Below are 16,527 nucleotides of genomic sequence, written 5' to 3' on the forward strand. Positions count from 1 at the left end.
CCAGCCCAGCCCGCCGAACCTTCACCACCGGGAACGGCACACATCGGCGAGGTGAACAGGAAAGGGCGCCCACACGCGGCGCTTACGATCATCGGATGTCAGGCCAGAGATCGGTCGCCACGCGACAGGTGCTCCGTTGGATACGCGTCGTCGTCGCCGTGCTCGTCAGTGGGTGCGCGCTGGTCGGGGCTGTGCGGCTGATGGTGCCAGCCACCGGTGGGGTGGACGGTGAGCCCGCCGGGGTACGCGGTCAACTGGCCTTCATACGCGGGGCACTGAACGAGGGCGCCGGGGACGAGGCCCAACAGCAGTTTCCGGAGGGGTACTTCTTCCTGCACGCGCTGTACGGCCTGAGCTGGGTCGAGTTGGGGATGCGGGAGCCCGCCGGTGAGGTGCGCGACGAGGCGGTGCGGGAGGCGGAGTGGGCGCTGGGGCGACTGGACTCGGATGCCGGGCGTGCCGCGTTCAGTGCCGAACTGACCCCGTCGTACGGCGTGTTCTACCGGGGCTGGACCAACTGGCTGCGCGGCGGCACGCTCATGCTGCGGCCGGACGGCGAGCGCGACGCCGCGCGGGTGCGGCGGTTCGCGGCGGATTCGGCCTCCCTCGGGGCGGCGTTCGACGGCGCCGAGTCGCCGTACCTGACGGCGTATCCGGGGCAGGCGTGGCCGGTCGACTCGACCGTCGCCGTGGCCTCGCTGCGGCTGCACGACACGCTGCTGCCCGCCCGGTTCGCCGGCACCGTGGAGCGGTGGCTCGACGGAGTGCGGCAGCGCCTCGACCCCCGTACAGGACTGCTGCCGCACCGTGTCTCCCCCGGCACCGGAGCTCCTGTGGAGGTGGCCAGAGGCAGCTCGCAGAGCATCATCCAGCGGTTCCTGGTCGAGATAGACCCGGCCTTCGCCCGTGAGCAGTACACGCTCTTCCGGGACCGTTATGTCGTCACCCCGCTCGGTCTCGGACCCACGACGCGCGAGTATCCCGAAGGCATGGACGGCCCCGCGGATGTCGACTCCGGGCCGCTGCCGCTCGGTGTGAGTCTGTCGGCGACGGTCGTCACGCTCGGCGCGGCCCAGGTGGCGGGCGACGCGTCGCTGGCCGAAGGGATCGCGAACTACGGGGAGTTGCTGGGGATGCCGGTCAGCACGCCGTGGACCAAGCGGTACGCCTTCGGGCTGCTCCCGATCGGCGACGCGTTCGTGGCGTGGTCCAAGACGGCGCGGCCGTGGGTGGCCGAGCCGGGAGAACCGCCGCCCGCGCACCTCTCGCCCTGGTGGCGTCTCCCGCTTCTGACGGTCCTGCTGCTCCTCGGCGCCGCGCCGTGGCTGCCCGCCCTGCCGCGCCGGTACCGGAGGAGGGCGGCAGGCCGCGAGTAGATCACGGTGTGGCCCCGCACGGCGTCCTCCGCGCGGGGCCACGGTCATGGCCGGCCACAGGGGCCGGGGCCGGTCAGGCGGTGATGCGGAGCGCGTCCACCATCCCCACCGATGTACTGCGGTTCACGATCCTGATCGTGTGCGAGCCACGGGTGAGCCCCTGTTTCTGCCACACGACCTGCTGGACCTGTCTCGCCCCTTCGGCTCTCAGATTCACCGTCGCCTGGAAGACGTTGTCGAGATAGACGTCGACCGTCCCCATGTCCCCGTTGCGTTCGGACAGATACTGGATCCCGGTGCCGGTGAACGTGTATGACGCGACGGCGTCCACCGTGGTGCTGTGGTGGGTGTCGTCGTTGAAGTCGCCGTAGCCGCGGCTGTTGGTGAGATGCCAGTTGTTGTCGTACGTCAGCGCGGTGTTGTTCACCATCGGGTCGGACGTGGCGTTCGACCCCAGCGTGGAGCTGGTGCCCGCCAGGGACTTCATGCCCTGGTTCGCGGTGCCCGTGAGCTGCGTCTGGCTGTACGAGTTGAGCGGCTTGGCGGTCCGCTCGACGACATACACCTCGTTCGTCCCGGTGTTGAAGGTGATCTCGGCGCTGCTGGATGTCGTCACGACGGCGTTGTCGGAGGTCCTGCGGACCCTGACCTCCTGGGTGCCCCACGGATTGACGACGCGGGCGGCATTGCCGAACTGGCTCTTCAGCCCTATGTACTTGACCTCACCGGCCTCCCTTTCCGAACTCACCATGAATCCGCCCTTGGCCAGCAGCCTGAACTTGCCGACGAAGGTGGAATCGGTGGGGACGGCGGGAAAGACCCGGATCTTGTCGTTGTACGACTGGAGCAGCGACTCGTTCGTCGCGGCCAGATGTACGCCGAGATACTCGAAGACGCCGTTGGTGTTGCTGGTCATGCCGTTCGGGTAGTTCTGATACTTCTGGAGCATGGTCTTGAGACCCTGGAGCGTCTGATTTCCCAGCCCGAGCCGGGCGGCCTGGATCGCGTCGTTGGCCCATACGTTTCCGTACGGGAAAGGCCTGACGTTCCAGGTGTTGATCGCCTTCTGCTGGTCGGGATAGCCGATCCCGGTGAGGTCGTAGGGCCAGATCAGTTCGGCCGCGACGTTCTCGTTGTTACGCGTCTGCGCGATCGGGGGCGTGTGCGGCAGATAGGTGTTCGCGTTCGTGTCGGAGGGATACGCGATCAGGTTGTCCAGGATGTTCTGCCACTGCGGACGCAAGCCGGCGTCCAGGCCCAGCTGGTTGCTCGCCTTGATGGCGAGCGGGAACAGGGTACGCACGGCGGCCAGGTCGGTGATCGCGTTCGGCACGTTCCAGTACGTCTCGTGCGCGTGGGACGTGGCCACGTAGTATTTGCCGGTCGAGCTGTTGAACGACAGCTTCGCCTGGTAGAACTTGGCGACCTCGCGCATGAACGGATAGGCCGTGTTCCGCAGGTAGTTGGTGTCGTTCGTGTACGTGTACTGGAGGTACATGTTGTACGCGGCCTCGGTGCCGGTCGACCAGATCTGGTTGGTGAAGTCGCTGTTGACCGTACCGCGCGCGTTGCCGTCCCAGCCCATCGTCTCCGGCACCCAGATGCCGTCCACGTTGTACCGGGTTCTGGTGTACGCCTTCAGCGCGTCGAAATTGCGGCTGTAGAGCTTGTTGAACCCGGCCATGAGATCGGTGTGGTTGGAGGCCAGGAACGAGTTGTAGATGTCCCGTTGATTCCAGTACCAGTACGCGTTGCTCCATTTCGTGGCGTCACCGGTGGCCCTGAAGACGCCGTTGATGAAGTGGGCGGGATAGTTTCCGTATCCGGCCGCCGCGATCATGTAGGTGGAGAGGTAGTAGACGTTCTCCATGTAGTCCGCTTCGCGGGACCCGTTGGAGTACTGGACGAACGACTTCTGCCAGAACGCGTGCCACCAGTTGAGGTAGCTGTTGTTGGTGGCGGTGTATCCGGCGGCCTTGACCTCGGCGAGCGCGCGCTTGGCCTCGGCGACCGAGTTGTGGCTCGGCGCGTTGAGACGGGTGCTCGCGGTGAACCAGATGGTGTAGCTGGAGTCCGGGGTGATCGAGAGCCGCACCTTGCGGCCGTCGACGACGCGCGCGGTGTACGCGGCGCCCTCCACGGTCGCGCCGAGGGTGTAGCCGAAGTTCTGCGGGTCCGCCTGGCCCCGGCTGAGTCCGGCGCCGGTGGAGTCCGCGTACGTGGACACCGTGCGCCAGGTCTCGATGTTCGGCACGTCGCCGCTGTTGCCGAGCCCGGCGACGTCCCAGAGGCTCAGATCGAGGTTGACCGCGGAGACTCCGGAGCGGGTGTCCTCCACATGGATGCCCATGACCTCGGAGTTGGGCCTGCCCATCACCGTGACGGTGCGGTTGTTGTCGTACGTGGTGGTGAGGGTGCCGTCATAGAGGGAGAGGCGCTGCTGGAAGGTGGAGTAACCGCTGTCCATGGCAGGGGTGGTGGACAGATTGATCAGCCCGGCACCGAAGGCGGTCTGCTGCGAGGTGTCCACTCCGGACACCTGCATGTTGAAGCCGTTGTTCTGCCAGGCCATCGCGCCGGTACGGCCGTTGCCGACCGTCAGGCCGTGCTTGGGCTCGGTGGTCGGCCTGTTGTAGACGATGTCGTGCTTGGACATGTACTTCGCGTAGTCCACGTTCAGCGCGCCGGTCGAGGAGTTGAAGGCGGCGTCGGTGGGTGCGGCGACGGCCGGTGAGACGCCCGAGAGGCCGCTCACCATGCAGACGAGGACGAGGAGCGCGCCCAGCAGACGCGCGGCGCGTGTTCTCCCGGGTGTTCTGCCGCGTGGGTGCGTCGCGGCCGGTCTCACCGGTCGGTCGGATCTCGCGGTGGTCACTGTGCATCACTCCCACGGGCGGTCATGGAGCCGGGACGGCTGATGCCGGGCCCGGTGAAGGTGTAGCTGTCGAGGTCGAGAATGGCGCCGGAGCCGCCGGTGAAGACCACGAAGAGATCACGCGGCTGCTCCACGGCGTTCGTGACAGGCACGTTGACCTCGGTGTACGTCTCCCAGCCGCCGGTGTTGGGCACGGTCACCCGCCCGACCACCGGTCCGGTGACGGAGTCGTACCGGAAGGTCGCCACGTTCCCCGCCTTGTCGGAGGAGACCCGGGCCCTGATGCCGGTGACGCCCTTGAGGCTCACCGGGTGGTACTTGACCCACTCGTTGTTCTGCACATCACCCAGGCGTTTGCCGCCCTCGGCCCCTGCGGCCGTGATGACCTGGGGGCCGGACAGCTGCGCGAAGTGCTCCGCCTGCCACTTCTTGGGCCAGAGGCTGAGCTCCTTCTCCCCGGTCAGCGCCACGGTGCCGGCCGCGCCCTTGTCCGTGTAGCTCGCCCGCACCACGTAGAACTGCGTGGCGTCGAGGCCGGAGTGGATCGGCCCGGTGTTGAAGGTCGTGGAGCATCCGGTGCCTTCGGCGACCTCGTGCGCGTGCTCCTGGTGGCCCAGGGCGATCCGTACGATCACCTTCGAGCAGTCGATCGGGCCGTCCTGCGGGTCGGTCGCCGACGCGGTGACGGTGACGTTCTCGTTCCACTCGAAGGCGCCGCCCGCCGGTGGCTGCGAAATCGTCAGCGTGGGGCGGTCGTTGCCGACGACGACCGGGATCGTCGCGGTGCCGGTGCGGCCGGTGCCGTCGCTGACGGTGAGTCTCGCCTGGAAGCTGCCGTTCGAGGGATACGTGAAGGACGGGTTGGCGGCGGTGGAGTCGGTGCTGCCGTTGTCGGTGAAGTCCCACGCGTAGGTGAGCGGGTTGTTGTCGGGATCGCCGCTGCCCGCGCTGGAGAAGGTCACCGCCAGCGGCGCGAGTCCGTTGTCCTTGTTCACGGAGGCCTTGGCGAGGGGTGACCGGCCGCCCTGTACGTAGTTGATCTTGTAGAGGCCGGCGTCCTCGGCGCCCGAGAAGTAGCCGCTGCCGTATTCGAGGAGATACAGCGAGCCGTCCGGGCCGAACTCCATGTCGATCGGGTGGACGAGCTTCATGCCGTCCAGGACCGGTTCGATCGCCGTCGGCGTACCGGTGGACGCGTTACCGTCGCTGAACTGCACTTCCTTGATCCAGTTACGGCAGTACTCGGAGATCAGCAGCTTGTTGTCGTAGTACTGCGGCCACTTGACGTCGGAGTTGAGATTCGCGTCGTAGTGGTAGACCTCGGTGTGGTTGGGCGAACCGCAGCCGCCGGGGTTGTCGAGCTGTGGCCACTCCTTGCTGCCGCCGTGCTGCTCCCACACCAATGACGGCTTGGTGGGCGGCAGTTGCTGGATGCCGGTGTTGCGCGGGGAGTTGTTGACGGGGCCGGTGCCGCCGCCGCAGGGGAACCAGCCGCGCGGCTGGTTGGCCGCGAAGTCCCAGTCGTTGTACGCCGTGTTGGGACCGCCGCAGTAGGGCCAGCCGTAGTTGCCGGGGCCGGTGGCCCGGTTGAACTCGTCGTACGCCGCCGGGCCGCGCGCGGGAATGGTCGCTCCGGCGTCGGGGCCGACCTCGCCCCAGTACAGGGTGTTGTTCGCGCGTCTGTCGACCCAGACGCGGTAGGGGTTTCGTACGCCCATCACATAGACCTCGGGGCGGGTGCCCGCAGTGCCCTTGGTGAAGAGGTTGCCGTCGGGGACGGTGTACGTGCCGTTGTCCTCCGGATGGATACGGTTGATCTTGCCGCGCAGATCGTTCGCGTTGCCCGAGGTGCGCTGGGCGTCGAACTGGGCGTGCCGGGACGGGCGTTCGTCGATCGGGGCCATGCCCTGCGCGTCGCCACCGGAGTTGGTGTTGTCGCCGACGGCGAAGTAGAGGTTGCCCGCCGTGTCCCAGGACATGGAGCCGGCCGAGTGGCAGCACATCTCGCGCTCGGTCGGCCACTCGATGATCATGTCTTCGCTGGCCGGGGCGATCGTGTTGGTGCTCTGGTTGAAGGTGAAGCGGGATATCCGGTTCACCAGCGGGGTGCTCTTGGGCGAGTAGAACAGCATCACCCAGCCGGTGGTGGCGAACTTCGGGTGCAGGGTGATGCCGATCAGCCCGTCCTCGAAGCGCGCGTCCAGCGGGATGGTCAGCGCGACCGTCGTGGACCTGGTGGCCGGGTTGTAGAGCCGGACCTGGCCACCGGCGGCGCTGGTGCCGCGGTTGATGTAGAGGACCTTGCCGTCGGGCAGTACGGCGAGCTCGATCGGCTCGCCCATGCCGAGACCGCCGTCGAGCTTGACCTTCTCGAAGCCGCTGGTGGGCGGCGGGGCGGCGGCTTTCCGGTCCCTCGCTTCGGCCCCTGCGGCGGCGGGTCTCTGCCCGGCCTCCGGGTCGGCCGCCACGGCACTGGGCGCGAGCAGAAGTGCGGTCAGGGTTAACAGGGCGGTGAGGTGGGCGACAGCGCGCGACAACACGGAACCTCCAGGGGCCGTTCGCGGGTGTGGGGGCGCCCCGACGGCCCGGGGCGCGACAGACGTGCTGTCACGCCCCAGGTCGTCCGGGCGGGGTCGATCGTGTGGTGACCGCTTACCGAGTGGTGCCGTACACGGCCAGGTCCCAGAGGGAGTAGCCGTACTGCGTCGCTCGTGTGGTCCCGTGGACCCGTACGTACCGTCCGGTGCCGCTCACGGCGATGTCGTCGAGACCGCCGTCGCCCGCCGTGACCGTGCTGACGGTGCGCCAGGTGACGTTGTCCGTCGACGTCTGGACCGTGTACGCGGAGGCGTGGGCGGTCTCCCAGTTGAGCCGGACCCGCTGGAGTGTGTGGACGCCGCCGAGGTCGACGGTGATCGACTGCGGGTCGGAGTAGGCGCTGCCCCAGCGGGTGGCGGAGTCACCGTCCACCGCGTTGGCGCCCACGTGGGTGCTGCCGGGCTCGACGCTGGTGACCGTGACGGGTTTGCCCCGCGCGAGATCGGTGGCCGGCGCGCCGTCCTGCTTGATGCGGACGTCGCGGTAGTTGATGTCCAGGCCCGCGCCGTCGTTCTGGAGGCCGATGTGGCCCAGCGCGATGTCACGGTTGCTGGTGTAGTCGTTGATCTTCACACCGTTGAGCCAGATCTCGACGTGCCGGCCGTGGACCGCGACCTCGTAACTGTTCCAGGTCCCGGGCGGGTTGAGCGCCGCCGCCCGCGCCGCCGTGTCGGGAGCCTGGAAGCTGTAGACGCTCCCGGTGGTACGGGTCGGGTCACCGTCGGAGGCGTCGATCTGGATCTCGTGGCCGAGGTCGACCGGCTTCCAGGGGTCGCCCTGCGGGTCGGGGAAGCCGATGAAGACACCGCCGTTGTCGTCGCCCGGCATCATCCAGTCGGCCTTGAGCGAGTAGTTGGCGAACGGGGTCACCGGATACCAGAGCAGGCCCATGCCGCCGACCGATGAGAGCGTGCCGTCGGCGAGGCTGAAACTGCCGGCGCCCGCCTGCCGCCACTTGTCGAGGCTCGCCTGGCTGCCGTCGAACAGCGGCGTGTAGCCGGTCTCCGGGCGGCAGTCGGCGGCCTTGGCGCGGGCGGCGGTCTGGATGCCGCCGAGGAGCATGGTGGTGAAGGCGGGGTCCGCGTACGACTCCTCGGTGTGGCCGAGGCCGGTGTACCAGGAACGGCCGCCCCGGTAGTCCTGGCACCAGGTGATCGGATGGTCGCCCATGGTGCCGCCGGAGTACGAGGTCTCGTCCAGGCTGGCGAGCACCTTCACCGCCGAGCGCGGGTTGGCGCGGTAGTTGTACCACTCGTCGGTACGGGTCCAGCGCTGCGGCAGATGCGAGGTGGAGACGGACGCGCGGTCCTCGACCTTGACGGTGGCCCGCTGGGTGGCGGGGTGGGAGGCGAAGTACGCGCCGACGAGCCCGCCGTACCAGGGCCAGTCGTACTCGGTGTCGGCAGCGGCGTGCACGCCGACGTAACCGCCGCCGCTCGCGACGTACGACTCGAAGGCCGCCTGCTGCGCGGAGTTGAGCACGTCGCCTGTGGTGGAGAGCCAGACCACCGCTTGGTACTGCGCGAGGTTGGCGGCGGTGAACGCGCCGGCGTCCTCCGTGACGGTGACGGTGAACCCGTTGGCCGTACCGAGCCGTTGAACCGCGGCGATCCCGGCCGGAATGGACGAGTGCCGGAATCCGGCGGTCTTGGAGAAGACCAGGACCTTGGTGAGGGGGGCGGCGGGAGCGGGGGGCTTGGCCTTGGCCGCGGCCGGGCCGGCGTCCGAGGCGGGCGCAGCCTCGGCGGGCGGGGCCTGCGGTACGGCGACGAGCGACATGGCCGCCAGGACGAGCGCGATCAGGGCGCGGGACACAGTGCGCACTATCCGGTCCTCTCTCGGGGCGCGCGAGGGCGCTGGCTGAGCGAAGCGGTGATTGGCGACGAGGCGGCGGCATCGTCAGGCGTAGTGAACATCGGAGGTCTAGGGGGGTCAAGGGTCGGCGCTGAACTATCCGAAGATTAGTTTTCCTCCATGACAAAATGTCCCCCTTGAACGCTCCTCGGCCTCTCCCCTGGCGAGGACAGCCCTCAACGGCGGTGCGGGGTACGGGAATCGGCCAGCACGAATGATCGGATCTTCGCACGGTGGAGGGTCATGGCCGACCTGGGCGGGACATGCGCCCCGTTCAGCGGAGGTCGAGAACGGGACGGACACCGAACTCGTCGCTCATGTCCTCGCCCTCGGGGCCGTTGATGAATTCGGCCATACCGGGGTTGCGGTTGGCGGTCGCCAGGGGCAGCCAGCTGACGAAGGCGCCGTAGCCACCGCAGAGCGCCTCGCCGCCGTCACCGCCGTAGACCGATCCCGGATCGGACGTCACCTCCGACTCGTAGACGTCCCGGGCTATGTGCAGCCCGAAGCCGTTCGGCCGGTGCCGGAGGTCGGCCGGGCGGTCGTGGTCACCTTCGGCCGCGCTGTCCTCGCCGTACGGGTACAGGTCGAGCGGGCAGGCGGACCCCCAGCGGAACAGTGTCTCCGCGCCCGCCCCGCAGGCGTGTTCCCACTCATCCGGACCGGGCAGCCGCAGACCACGCTCCGCGAGGGATTCCGCGACGGATCCGCTCTCCTGGGGCAGTTCCTCCGGCTCCACCGCCATCAGTACGGTCGGCACCGTGACCGAACGCCTCGGCGTGAGATACCGCGCGAGATGGTCGACAAGGTCGTCGTCGAAACCGAACCCGCCGGCCAGGCTCTCGGTCCGGTACGAGTCGAGCTGTTCCGGCAACGGCCGCCAGGCGTCCAGGTCGAACCCCACCCGCACCTCGCCGCCGGGTATCAGGGCGAACCGCTGTCCCTCGCGCTCGATCACCGCGCGATACAGAGAACCGCCCAGGTGCGGGCCGGCGTCGAAGTCGACAAGTCGCCCGTCCACCCGCTGTGCGGCTTCTCGCGCGTGGTGGTGCGCGGTGTCCCTGTCCAGGGCGCGCCAGCGGTCGAAAGTCAGGTCGGCGAGAGACATGATGAAGATTCTGGCACCTGCCACTGACAACCCCGTGGTCGGTGGTCGGTGGTCGGTCCGTGGTGACAGGCGGGTCGGTGGCTCGGCTGAGGGTCCTTCGATTGTCAGTGGTCGGTGTCACTATGAGTGACATGGAGATCTTGGGGTGGGGACCTTTCCTGGAGCGGTGGAACGCGGAGTGGGCAGCCGCGCCGAGTACGAGGGAGGAGGCGGAGGAGGACGGGGAAGAGGGCCGGTTCGAAGAGATGGTCGAGGCGGGGCTCGGATTTCCGCCGTTGGACGAGGGGCGGATCACCGCGCTGGAGCGGCGGCTCGGTGTCACGCTGCCGCCGTCGTACCGCTCGTTTCTGGCGGTGTCCGACGGCTGGCGGCGGGCAGGCGGTGGGATCTATCTGCTGGGGACGAGCGAGGGGATCCACTGGCACAGGGATCACTTCGGCTTCCAGGAGAGCTACGAGAAATCGCTGGCCGAGCACTCCTCGGCGCAGGAGGTCCTGGTGGCGGGGATGTGGAGCAGGGCCCTTCAGCTCTCCGTCGACTCGGACATGACCGATGCCCTGCTCGACCCCGGCGATGTGAACGACGAGGGGGAATGGGCGCTCTACATCTACCGGGGCTACTCGGGCGAGTATCCGGACAGGTACGAGTCGTTCGGCGCGTTCATGCGGGAGAAGTATGTGGAGTTCCACGGCGACAACGGCGCGCACCCCGGCTTCGTCAACGACACGACTCGCGCACTCGACGCGTCCTTGGAGCGGGCGCGCGTCGCCTGTCTGTCCGGGGAGGACGTCGACCGGCAGGTGGAGACGCTGGCCGAGGCGATGAGACACGGCAGACCGCGCGCCCGGAAGCTGTATGTCCAGCTGATGTCGATGCTCGGCCGCAGCGAGTACTACGGAGCGGCGGGCAGGCTCGAAGACCCGCTGGCCGGGAAGGAGTTCGTGCCGCTGGCCGCGCTGGAGGACCTCCGGAGCGGGAAGGACGGGGGCTGGTTCCTGAGGACGCTCGAAGAGGGCGACCGGGCTGAGGGCGCGGAGCTGCTGGAGCGGATCCGTGAGCGCGGTTGGGAGTACGAGTCGCCGGGCCCGTTCGGCGAGGCGGTCGTCGCGGCGCGTGAGCAGGCGCGCTGGGGTGACACCGACCGCGCCTGGCGCACGGTGGAGGCGGCGCTGGCCGAATGGGAGCCGTACGAGGACGATCACCTCGCCCCGATAGGGCTGCTCGCCGATCCGATCCTGGGGCCGGTCATCACACCGGAGCGCGGGCGACGGGTCCTTTTGACACCACGGGGCGCGGGGCGGGCGGCGCACGCCGGGCCGGTGGGTCCTCTCGAAGAGACAGTGCCTGACGGGCTCGCCTGGCTGGCCGATCCCACGCGGCGTCAGCACTCGTACCGTTTCGTGCTCGCCGAGGGGCTCTCTCCGCGGGAGCTGGCCGAACGGCTGGGCGGCGATTCGCTGTTGCCCCCGCACAACCAGACGGAGACGCGCCCCTGGCACGGCATGGCGCGGGGCGTACCGGAGCGGGTCGGCTTCTGCGGGGCGGAGGGTCGCGAGGGGAGCGGGGCCCGCTGGAGCTTCGCGTTCAGGGACGGCACGGAGACGTTCCAGCCGAAGCGCGTAAGTCCGATGGGAGAGAAGGCTTCACGGGGCGGCGGCCGGTCGGTGCTGGTGTGGTGCGAGATTCAGGGCGAGACGTCCAAGGCGTTCCCGGACACCTTCCACCTCTCCTACTGCGAGGACGGCCAGGAGCGCTACGGCTTCACCGCGCGCGGCGGGGTGACGGACCGGAGGGGGGACGTTCCGGAGGAGCTCGATCCGCGCCTCTTCTTCCCCGAGGGCAAGGAGGGCGCGGACAAGCGGGCGGGTGAGCGGCGCATACTCACCGCTGTCGCGGACACCTTCGGGCTCTCGCTGCCGCGCTTCGCGGTCCAGCACGGGCGGTTGCACGCGGTCATGACCGAGCCGTGGATCAGGCCGCCAGGTCCGGGCGAGCACCGGCTGGTATTCGTACGGCACCGTACTCCGGCGCCCCGGAGCGAACAGTGACGCGTATCAAGGCCGAAGTCATCGGCACCGAGCGGCTGCTGCTGGTGCCGCAACAGGTCGAGCACGCACGGGAGATGGCCGTGGTGCTGTCCGACCCGGCGCTGCACCGCTTCATCGGGGGCGAGCCGGCGACCGCCGAGGAGTTGGCCTCGCGCTACGCGCGCATGACCGCCGGGCCCTCCGATCCCGCTGTCTCCTGGTGCAACTGGGTCGTCCGGCTCCGGGAGGGCGAAGAGGGCTGTGGCCAGGGCAAGTTGACGGGCACGGTCCAGGCGACGATCAGCCCGGCCGGTCCCGGGACCGAGCCATGGCTCGTCGCGGACATCGCCTGGGTGGTGGGGACCGCCACGCAGGGCCGGGGCATCGCCACCGAGGCGGCACGCGGGCTGGTCGGCTGGCTCGAACGGCGCACGGCGGTGCGCGAGATCGCGGCCTACGTCCACCCCGACCACACGGCATCGAACGCCGTCGCCCGCAACGCCGGTCTGGAGCCCACCGACGAGTGGCACGACGGCGAGGTGAGATGGCTGCGCGGCCTCCTCCGGCCTCGGGAAACATCGGCACAACGGACAACGCCAAGCCGGTGATCACGTGGCGCTTCCCCGAGGCGACCGCCCTGGTCGAGACCTGCGCGGTCTCCAGTTTCCTCGGTCACGACCTGGTCGGCCAGGCCCACCAGGAAGGCTCCCTCCACCCCGGCTTCACCGGCGAGGATCTGTTCTGCCTGCTCTGGATGGCCGGCACCGCCAACCGCGAGGCGTCCGCGCCGCCCGGGTGGCGCCTGGACCGGTCAAGCGGCAAAGGCCCCCGCCGCCTGAGCCGTCGGCGGTGTTGGCGTCGAGCGCGCCAGAGACGGCACGGCGCCCGCCCCTGCCGTCTGATCGGCGGGGGCGGGCGCCCTGCGGTGTGGCTGTACTCGGGCTTCTCGGGCTTCCCGGCCGTCAGCGACCGTAGCGGATCAGGGCGCGCACCATGCGGCACGTCGTGTCCGACGGCGGGTGGATGCCTATCAGCGCCGCCGTCGAACGGATCCTCCGGTTGTTCGCGTTCGACGGGTGATACACGCCCGAGTCGAGCAGGGCGATGGCGAGGCGCATGGCCTTCAGACGGCGGTTGTGGGTCTCGTACCACTCACGGGGCTGTCCCGCGGGCAGTGGCTTGCGCTGCACGGACTCGGCGGCTGGCTGTGTGATGTCGAAGAGCTTCGTCGTGATAGTGGCAACGGCCATCAGCGACCTCCCGGCACAGTGGTGGAACCCTCACGAACACTTACAATTCTACCGCCCCCCACTGACAATCGCCCCTGGCCAGACGGGGTTTGGGGGAAGCGGGAGCCCTCCGCCCAGATATCCCGGGGACAGGGTCCGACCGCTCCTGTACAGTCCGGCGCACTACGTATCGCGAGGAGGTGGAGCCCGATGTGCCGCGACCGAACTTTCCGGGCCCTCCTGGCCGTCGCGTCCGTCTGACCCGCGCGCCAGGAGACGTCCGTACCCACGGACAGATTCTCTGAGCGAAGGAAGACATGGCCACCGAGCAGTTCCGGATCTCCGTATCCGACCAGGCACTCGAAGACCTGCGTGACCGGTTGAGGCGCACGCTCTTCACCACGGCGTCCGACAGCACCTTCTGGCGGGCGGGAACCGACCCCGGCCATCTGCGCGAACTCGTCACCCACTGGGCGGACGGGTTCGACTGGCGGCGGGCCGAGACCGCCCTCAACACCTACGACCACCGCGTCGCCGAAGTCGCGGGCCGACAGGTGCACTTCGTCCATGTTCCGGGCAGGCGGGCCGAGGGAGCGCCCGCGCCGTTGCCCCTGATCATGACGCACGGCTGGCCCAGCAGCTTCGTGGAGATGCTGAAGGCGGCGGAGCGGCTGGCCGATCCGGCGGCGTACGGCGGGGACCCGGCCGACGCGTTCGACGTGATCGTCCCGTCGCTGCCCGGTTTCCTCTACTCGGCGCTGCCCGACGGGCCGTTCACCCGCAGGCGCGTGGCCGAGATCTGGCACGAGCTGATGACCGGGACCCTCGGGTACGAGCGGTACGGCGCCTTCGGCGGCGACATCGGGGGCGGGGTCACGCAGTGGCTCGGCGCCCTGTACCCCGACCAGGTCGCCGGAATCCACATCACGTCCGCCGTGATCGGGGCGGACTTCGAGGAACACCCCGCGACGCCGGAGGAACAGGCGTACCTCGACCATCTCAGCGCCTACGACATCGGCGACCAGGGCTACAGCGAGATCATGTGCACCCGTCCCGACACGATCGCGGCGGCGCTCGCGGACTCCCCCGCGGGGCTGCTTGCCTGGATCATCGACAAGTACCGCGACTGGAGCGACTGCGCCGGCGATCTGGAGAGCCGCTGGGACAAGGACACGCTGCTGACGGTCGCCACGCTGTACTGGGTGACCGGCAGCATCGGATCGTCCTTCCGGCAGTACTACGACTACCCGCTCAACAAGCCGGTCCCGACGATCCAGGTGCCGGCGGCCGTCACCCTGAGCAATGAGCCCGCGTTCAAGGGGCTGCCGCGCAGCATCAGCGAACGGCTCTGCGTCGACCTGCGGCACTGGAGCACGCCGGAGCGCGGCGGGCACTTCATGGCCCACGAGGAGCCGGAGCAGGTGGCGGGCGAACTGCGCGCGTTCTTCCGGCCGTTGAGGTCTACGGCCTGACGTAGGGCCGAGGCGGGCGCGAAGCGGTCGCCGAATGGCGGCCGGAAGCGGAACTGTGGCCAGGGTTACGGAAGTTGGTGCCGGGGCGGTTGAGCGGTACGGGCCCGGAGCGCGTACGTAACGGCACACGGAACCCATCCGGCCGCCCCCGCGGCCGGGGACAGGAGCCCCCACGTGTCGCGCAAGAAGTCGTTCAGCCCGAAGAAGAAGATCGCCCTGCTCGTCGGCGCGGCCGCGCTGGTGGGAGGTACGGCGGTGGCCATGACCGGCACCAGCCAGGCCTCGGTGGAGTGCGACGGGCTGAACACCGCCCTCGGCAACAACCAGCGTTTCATCGACGGTCAGCGGGCCGCCCCGGACGCCCTCTCCGAGGCGCGGATCGCCAACCGGCAGGACGTGATCGAGGAGATCAAGCGGAAGCAGGCGGCGTCCGGGTGCGAGGTGGGCGCGAGCGACACGGGGGCGGCACCTCCGGCCGAGGCGGCGCCGCCGGCCGGTGACGAGGGTGCGGGCGCGGGCGAAGACGCGGGTGCGGGCGCCGGTGAAGACGCCGGCGCCGGCGCGGACCAGGGCGGTCAGGTCGGTGAGGTCGTCTGCGCCGGATCGACCGTCACACTGTCCGGCGAGGCGGGTGCCCCGGCGGCGTCGAGCAACGAGTTCCCCGTCGGCACGACGCTCAAGGTGACCAACCTTGACAACAACAAGTCCACCACCGTGCAGGTCACCGCGCCGTCGGGCAGCTGTGCGCTGCTCAACGACGCGGCGTTCGAACAGGTCCGTGAAGCGGGCAAGTTCCTGATCCGCAACGCGCGGATCGAGCGCGTGGGCTGATCCCGGCCGGCTCTGGTCGGGCCCCGCTCAAGGCCCGGCCAGCTGCTCCTCCGCCTCCGCGAGGATCTCCGTCAGCCGCAGGCCGAACCGCACGTCGCAGGCGTGCGGTTCGCCCGTGCGCGCCGCCGTGAGCAGGGCGCCGATCGCGGTGCCGAAGATGTCCGCCGGGTCGCCCCATCCCTGGGGAAGCACCGCCGTGCCGTGCTCGCCCCGCAGTTCGAGCCCCGCGCCCGCGCCCTTCGCGGGGGCGCTCAGGCTCAGCAGCGCCGAACTGCTCACGCCCGACGCGTGCGTGAGCACCAGGTGGGTGAGGTCGGGCTCGGTCCGTACCGCCGTCACGGCCGTCACATCGCCCAGCACCGGCAGGAGCGCGGAGAGCGCGTGGGGGCCGACGTCCCACAGGCCGCCCTTCTCGCGGCGCCAGGGCGAGTCCGCGTACGGACTGCTCTCGTGGCCCGCCCCGTACAGCGCGCCGAGCCAGTGGGCGCGCGCCGTGAACCAGCCGCCCAGCGCCGCCTGTTCCTCGACCCACGCCGCGGTCCCGGCGGCGAACCGCAGCGTGCAGAAGACCAGCGAGGCGACGCCGGCGCGTTCGGCGGCGTCCGCCACGGCGCGGGCGCCGGGCACGGTCGTCGCGACCGGCTTGTCCATGAGGAGATGGCAGCCGGCCGCCGCCGCGCGTGCGGCAAGCGGCGCCTGCACGTCCGGCGGCAGGGCGAAGGCGACCGCGTCGCTCGCGGCGAGCAACGCGTCGAGCCCGTCCAGGCCGCCCGCACCCGAACCGCCGCCGTCCACGTCACCGCCGCCCGCGTACGCCTTGGTGTCATGAGCGGCGGCGAGGGCGGCGGCGGCCTCGGGCCGCCTCCCCCACACGCCGCTGAACTCGACGTCCGGGTGGGCAGCGATGGCGGGGGCGTGCGTGCGCTCGGCCCAGGGTCCGGTGCCGAGGAGTGCTATGCGTAGCTGACTCATATGGATCAGTGTGCCGCCCGCGCCCCCTGCCGCCCAGAGCGGGCCGGGAATTGGGTGGCGCGGTACGGGACCTCCGGTGCTACGTTACGACGGCCGGCCGCGGGCCTCCGGTGCGACTTCCGGGACTTGCCTCTGAAGCAATAATTTCGCTGTTCGCGCCCCCATGCCCCGGCCGGCTTCAGCAT

At 69.6% G+C, this 16,527-nt stretch carries 11 protein-coding genes; 5 read left to right on the top strand and 6 right to left on the bottom strand.

Translation table 11 applies throughout. The features are described from left to right. Positions 1-95: 95 nt before the first annotated feature. Positions 96-1,376, top strand: coding sequence for a hypothetical protein (locus ACFWV8_RS02635; RefSeq protein WP_384197307.1), 1,281 nt, complete (start codon positions 96-98; stop codon positions 1,374-1,376). A gap of 73 nt (positions 1,377-1,449) precedes the next feature. Here ACFWV8_RS02635 and ACFWV8_RS02640 read toward each other — a convergent pair whose 3' ends face one another. The 4 genes from ACFWV8_RS02640 to ACFWV8_RS02655 form a co-directional block, all read right to left on the bottom strand. After that, positions 1,450-4,134: a glycoside hydrolase family 95-like protein gene (locus tag ACFWV8_RS02640; protein ID WP_384197309.1), complete on the bottom strand. Its 2,685-nt coding sequence runs from the start codon at positions 4,132-4,134 to the stop codon at positions 1,450-1,452. Between the two features lie 113 nt (positions 4,135-4,247). Then, positions 4,248-6,791, bottom strand: a complete 2,544-nt coding sequence (locus ACFWV8_RS02645; RefSeq protein WP_384197311.1) for a PQQ-dependent sugar dehydrogenase — start codon at positions 6,789-6,791, stop codon at positions 4,248-4,250. A gap of 112 nt (positions 6,792-6,903) precedes the next feature. Then, positions 6,904-8,673 (bottom strand): ThuA domain-containing protein, encoded by a 1,770-nt coding sequence (locus ACFWV8_RS02650; RefSeq protein WP_384197313.1) that lies wholly within the window; start codon positions 8,671-8,673, stop codon positions 6,904-6,906. Between the two features lie 304 nt (positions 8,674-8,977). After that, a complete protein-coding gene (locus ACFWV8_RS02655) occupies positions 8,978-9,811 on the bottom strand; it encodes a hypothetical protein (RefSeq protein WP_384197315.1) in 834 nt (277 codons plus the stop codon). A gap of 131 nt (positions 9,812-9,942) precedes the next feature. On the opposite strand from ACFWV8_RS02655, the gene ACFWV8_RS02660 reads away from it, so the two are divergent. Continuing rightward, entirely contained in the window at positions 9,943-11,859 is a 1,917-nt protein-coding gene (locus ACFWV8_RS02660) for an SMI1/KNR4 family protein (RefSeq protein WP_384197317.1), read from the top strand. Then, positions 11,856-12,446 carry a GNAT family N-acetyltransferase gene (locus tag ACFWV8_RS02665; RefSeq protein WP_384197319.1) on the top strand — a complete coding sequence of 197 codons (591 nt, stop codon included), beginning with the start codon at positions 11,856-11,858 and terminating at the stop codon, positions 12,444-12,446. The genes ACFWV8_RS02660 and ACFWV8_RS02665 overlap by 4 nt, the downstream gene beginning before the upstream one ends. Before the next feature lie 354 nt (positions 12,447-12,800). On the opposite strand, the gene ACFWV8_RS02670 is transcribed toward ACFWV8_RS02665, so the two are convergent. Then, positions 12,801-13,088, bottom strand: coding sequence for a hypothetical protein (locus ACFWV8_RS02670; protein WP_384197321.1), 288 nt, complete (start codon positions 13,086-13,088; stop codon positions 12,801-12,803). A gap of 296 nt (positions 13,089-13,384) precedes the next feature. Between ACFWV8_RS02670 and ACFWV8_RS02675 the strand changes: the two genes are divergently transcribed. Both ACFWV8_RS02675 and ACFWV8_RS02680 read left to right on the top strand, forming a co-directional pair. Continuing rightward, positions 13,385-14,539 carry an epoxide hydrolase family protein gene (locus ACFWV8_RS02675; protein WP_384197322.1) on the top strand — a complete coding sequence of 385 codons (1,155 nt, stop codon included), beginning with the start codon at positions 13,385-13,387 and terminating at the stop codon, positions 14,537-14,539. Between the two features lie 174 nt (positions 14,540-14,713). After that, on the top strand, positions 14,714-15,370 hold the full coding sequence (locus ACFWV8_RS02680) for a hypothetical protein (RefSeq protein ID WP_384197324.1): 657 nt from the start codon (positions 14,714-14,716) through the stop codon (positions 15,368-15,370). Between the two features lie 27 nt (positions 15,371-15,397). Here the strand turns inward: ACFWV8_RS02680 and ACFWV8_RS02685 are convergent, their stop codons facing one another. Further along, complete coding sequence (locus ACFWV8_RS02685; RefSeq protein WP_384197326.1) at positions 15,398-16,342, bottom strand: Gfo/Idh/MocA family protein; 945 nt, start codon at positions 16,340-16,342, stop codon at positions 15,398-15,400. Positions 16,343-16,527 lie beyond the last annotated feature (185 nt).

Origin of the sequence: Streptomyces sp. NPDC058665, from assembly GCF_042714995.1 — a bacterium.
Lineage (GTDB): Bacteria > Actinomycetota > Actinomycetes > Streptomycetales > Streptomycetaceae > Streptomyces.

What these genes read in the sequence shown, in the direction of transcription:
- ACFWV8_RS02655 (WP_384197315.1), bottom strand. Translation starts at nt 9,811, where the DNA reads ATGTCTCTCGCCGACCTGACTTTCGACCGCTGGCGCGCCCTGGACAGG.
- ACFWV8_RS02635 (WP_384197307.1), top strand. Translation starts at nt 96, where the DNA reads ATGTCAGGCCAGAGATCGGTCGCCACGCGACAGGTGCTCCGTTGGATA.
- ACFWV8_RS02660 (WP_384197317.1), top strand. Translation starts at nt 9,943, where the DNA reads ATGGAGATCTTGGGGTGGGGACCTTTCCTGGAGCGGTGGAACGCGGAG.
- ACFWV8_RS02640 (WP_384197309.1), bottom strand. Translation starts at nt 4,134, where the DNA reads ATGGTGAGCGGCCTCTCGGGCGTCTCACCGGCCGTCGCCGCACCCACC.
- ACFWV8_RS02675 (WP_384197322.1), top strand. Translation starts at nt 13,385, where the DNA reads ATGGCCACCGAGCAGTTCCGGATCTCCGTATCCGACCAGGCACTCGAA.
- ACFWV8_RS02670 (WP_384197321.1), bottom strand. Translation starts at nt 13,088, where the DNA reads ATGGCCGTTGCCACTATCACGACGAAGCTCTTCGACATCACACAGCCA.
- ACFWV8_RS02685 (WP_384197326.1), bottom strand. Translation starts at nt 16,342, where the DNA reads ATGAGTCAGCTACGCATAGCACTCCTCGGCACCGGACCCTGGGCCGAG.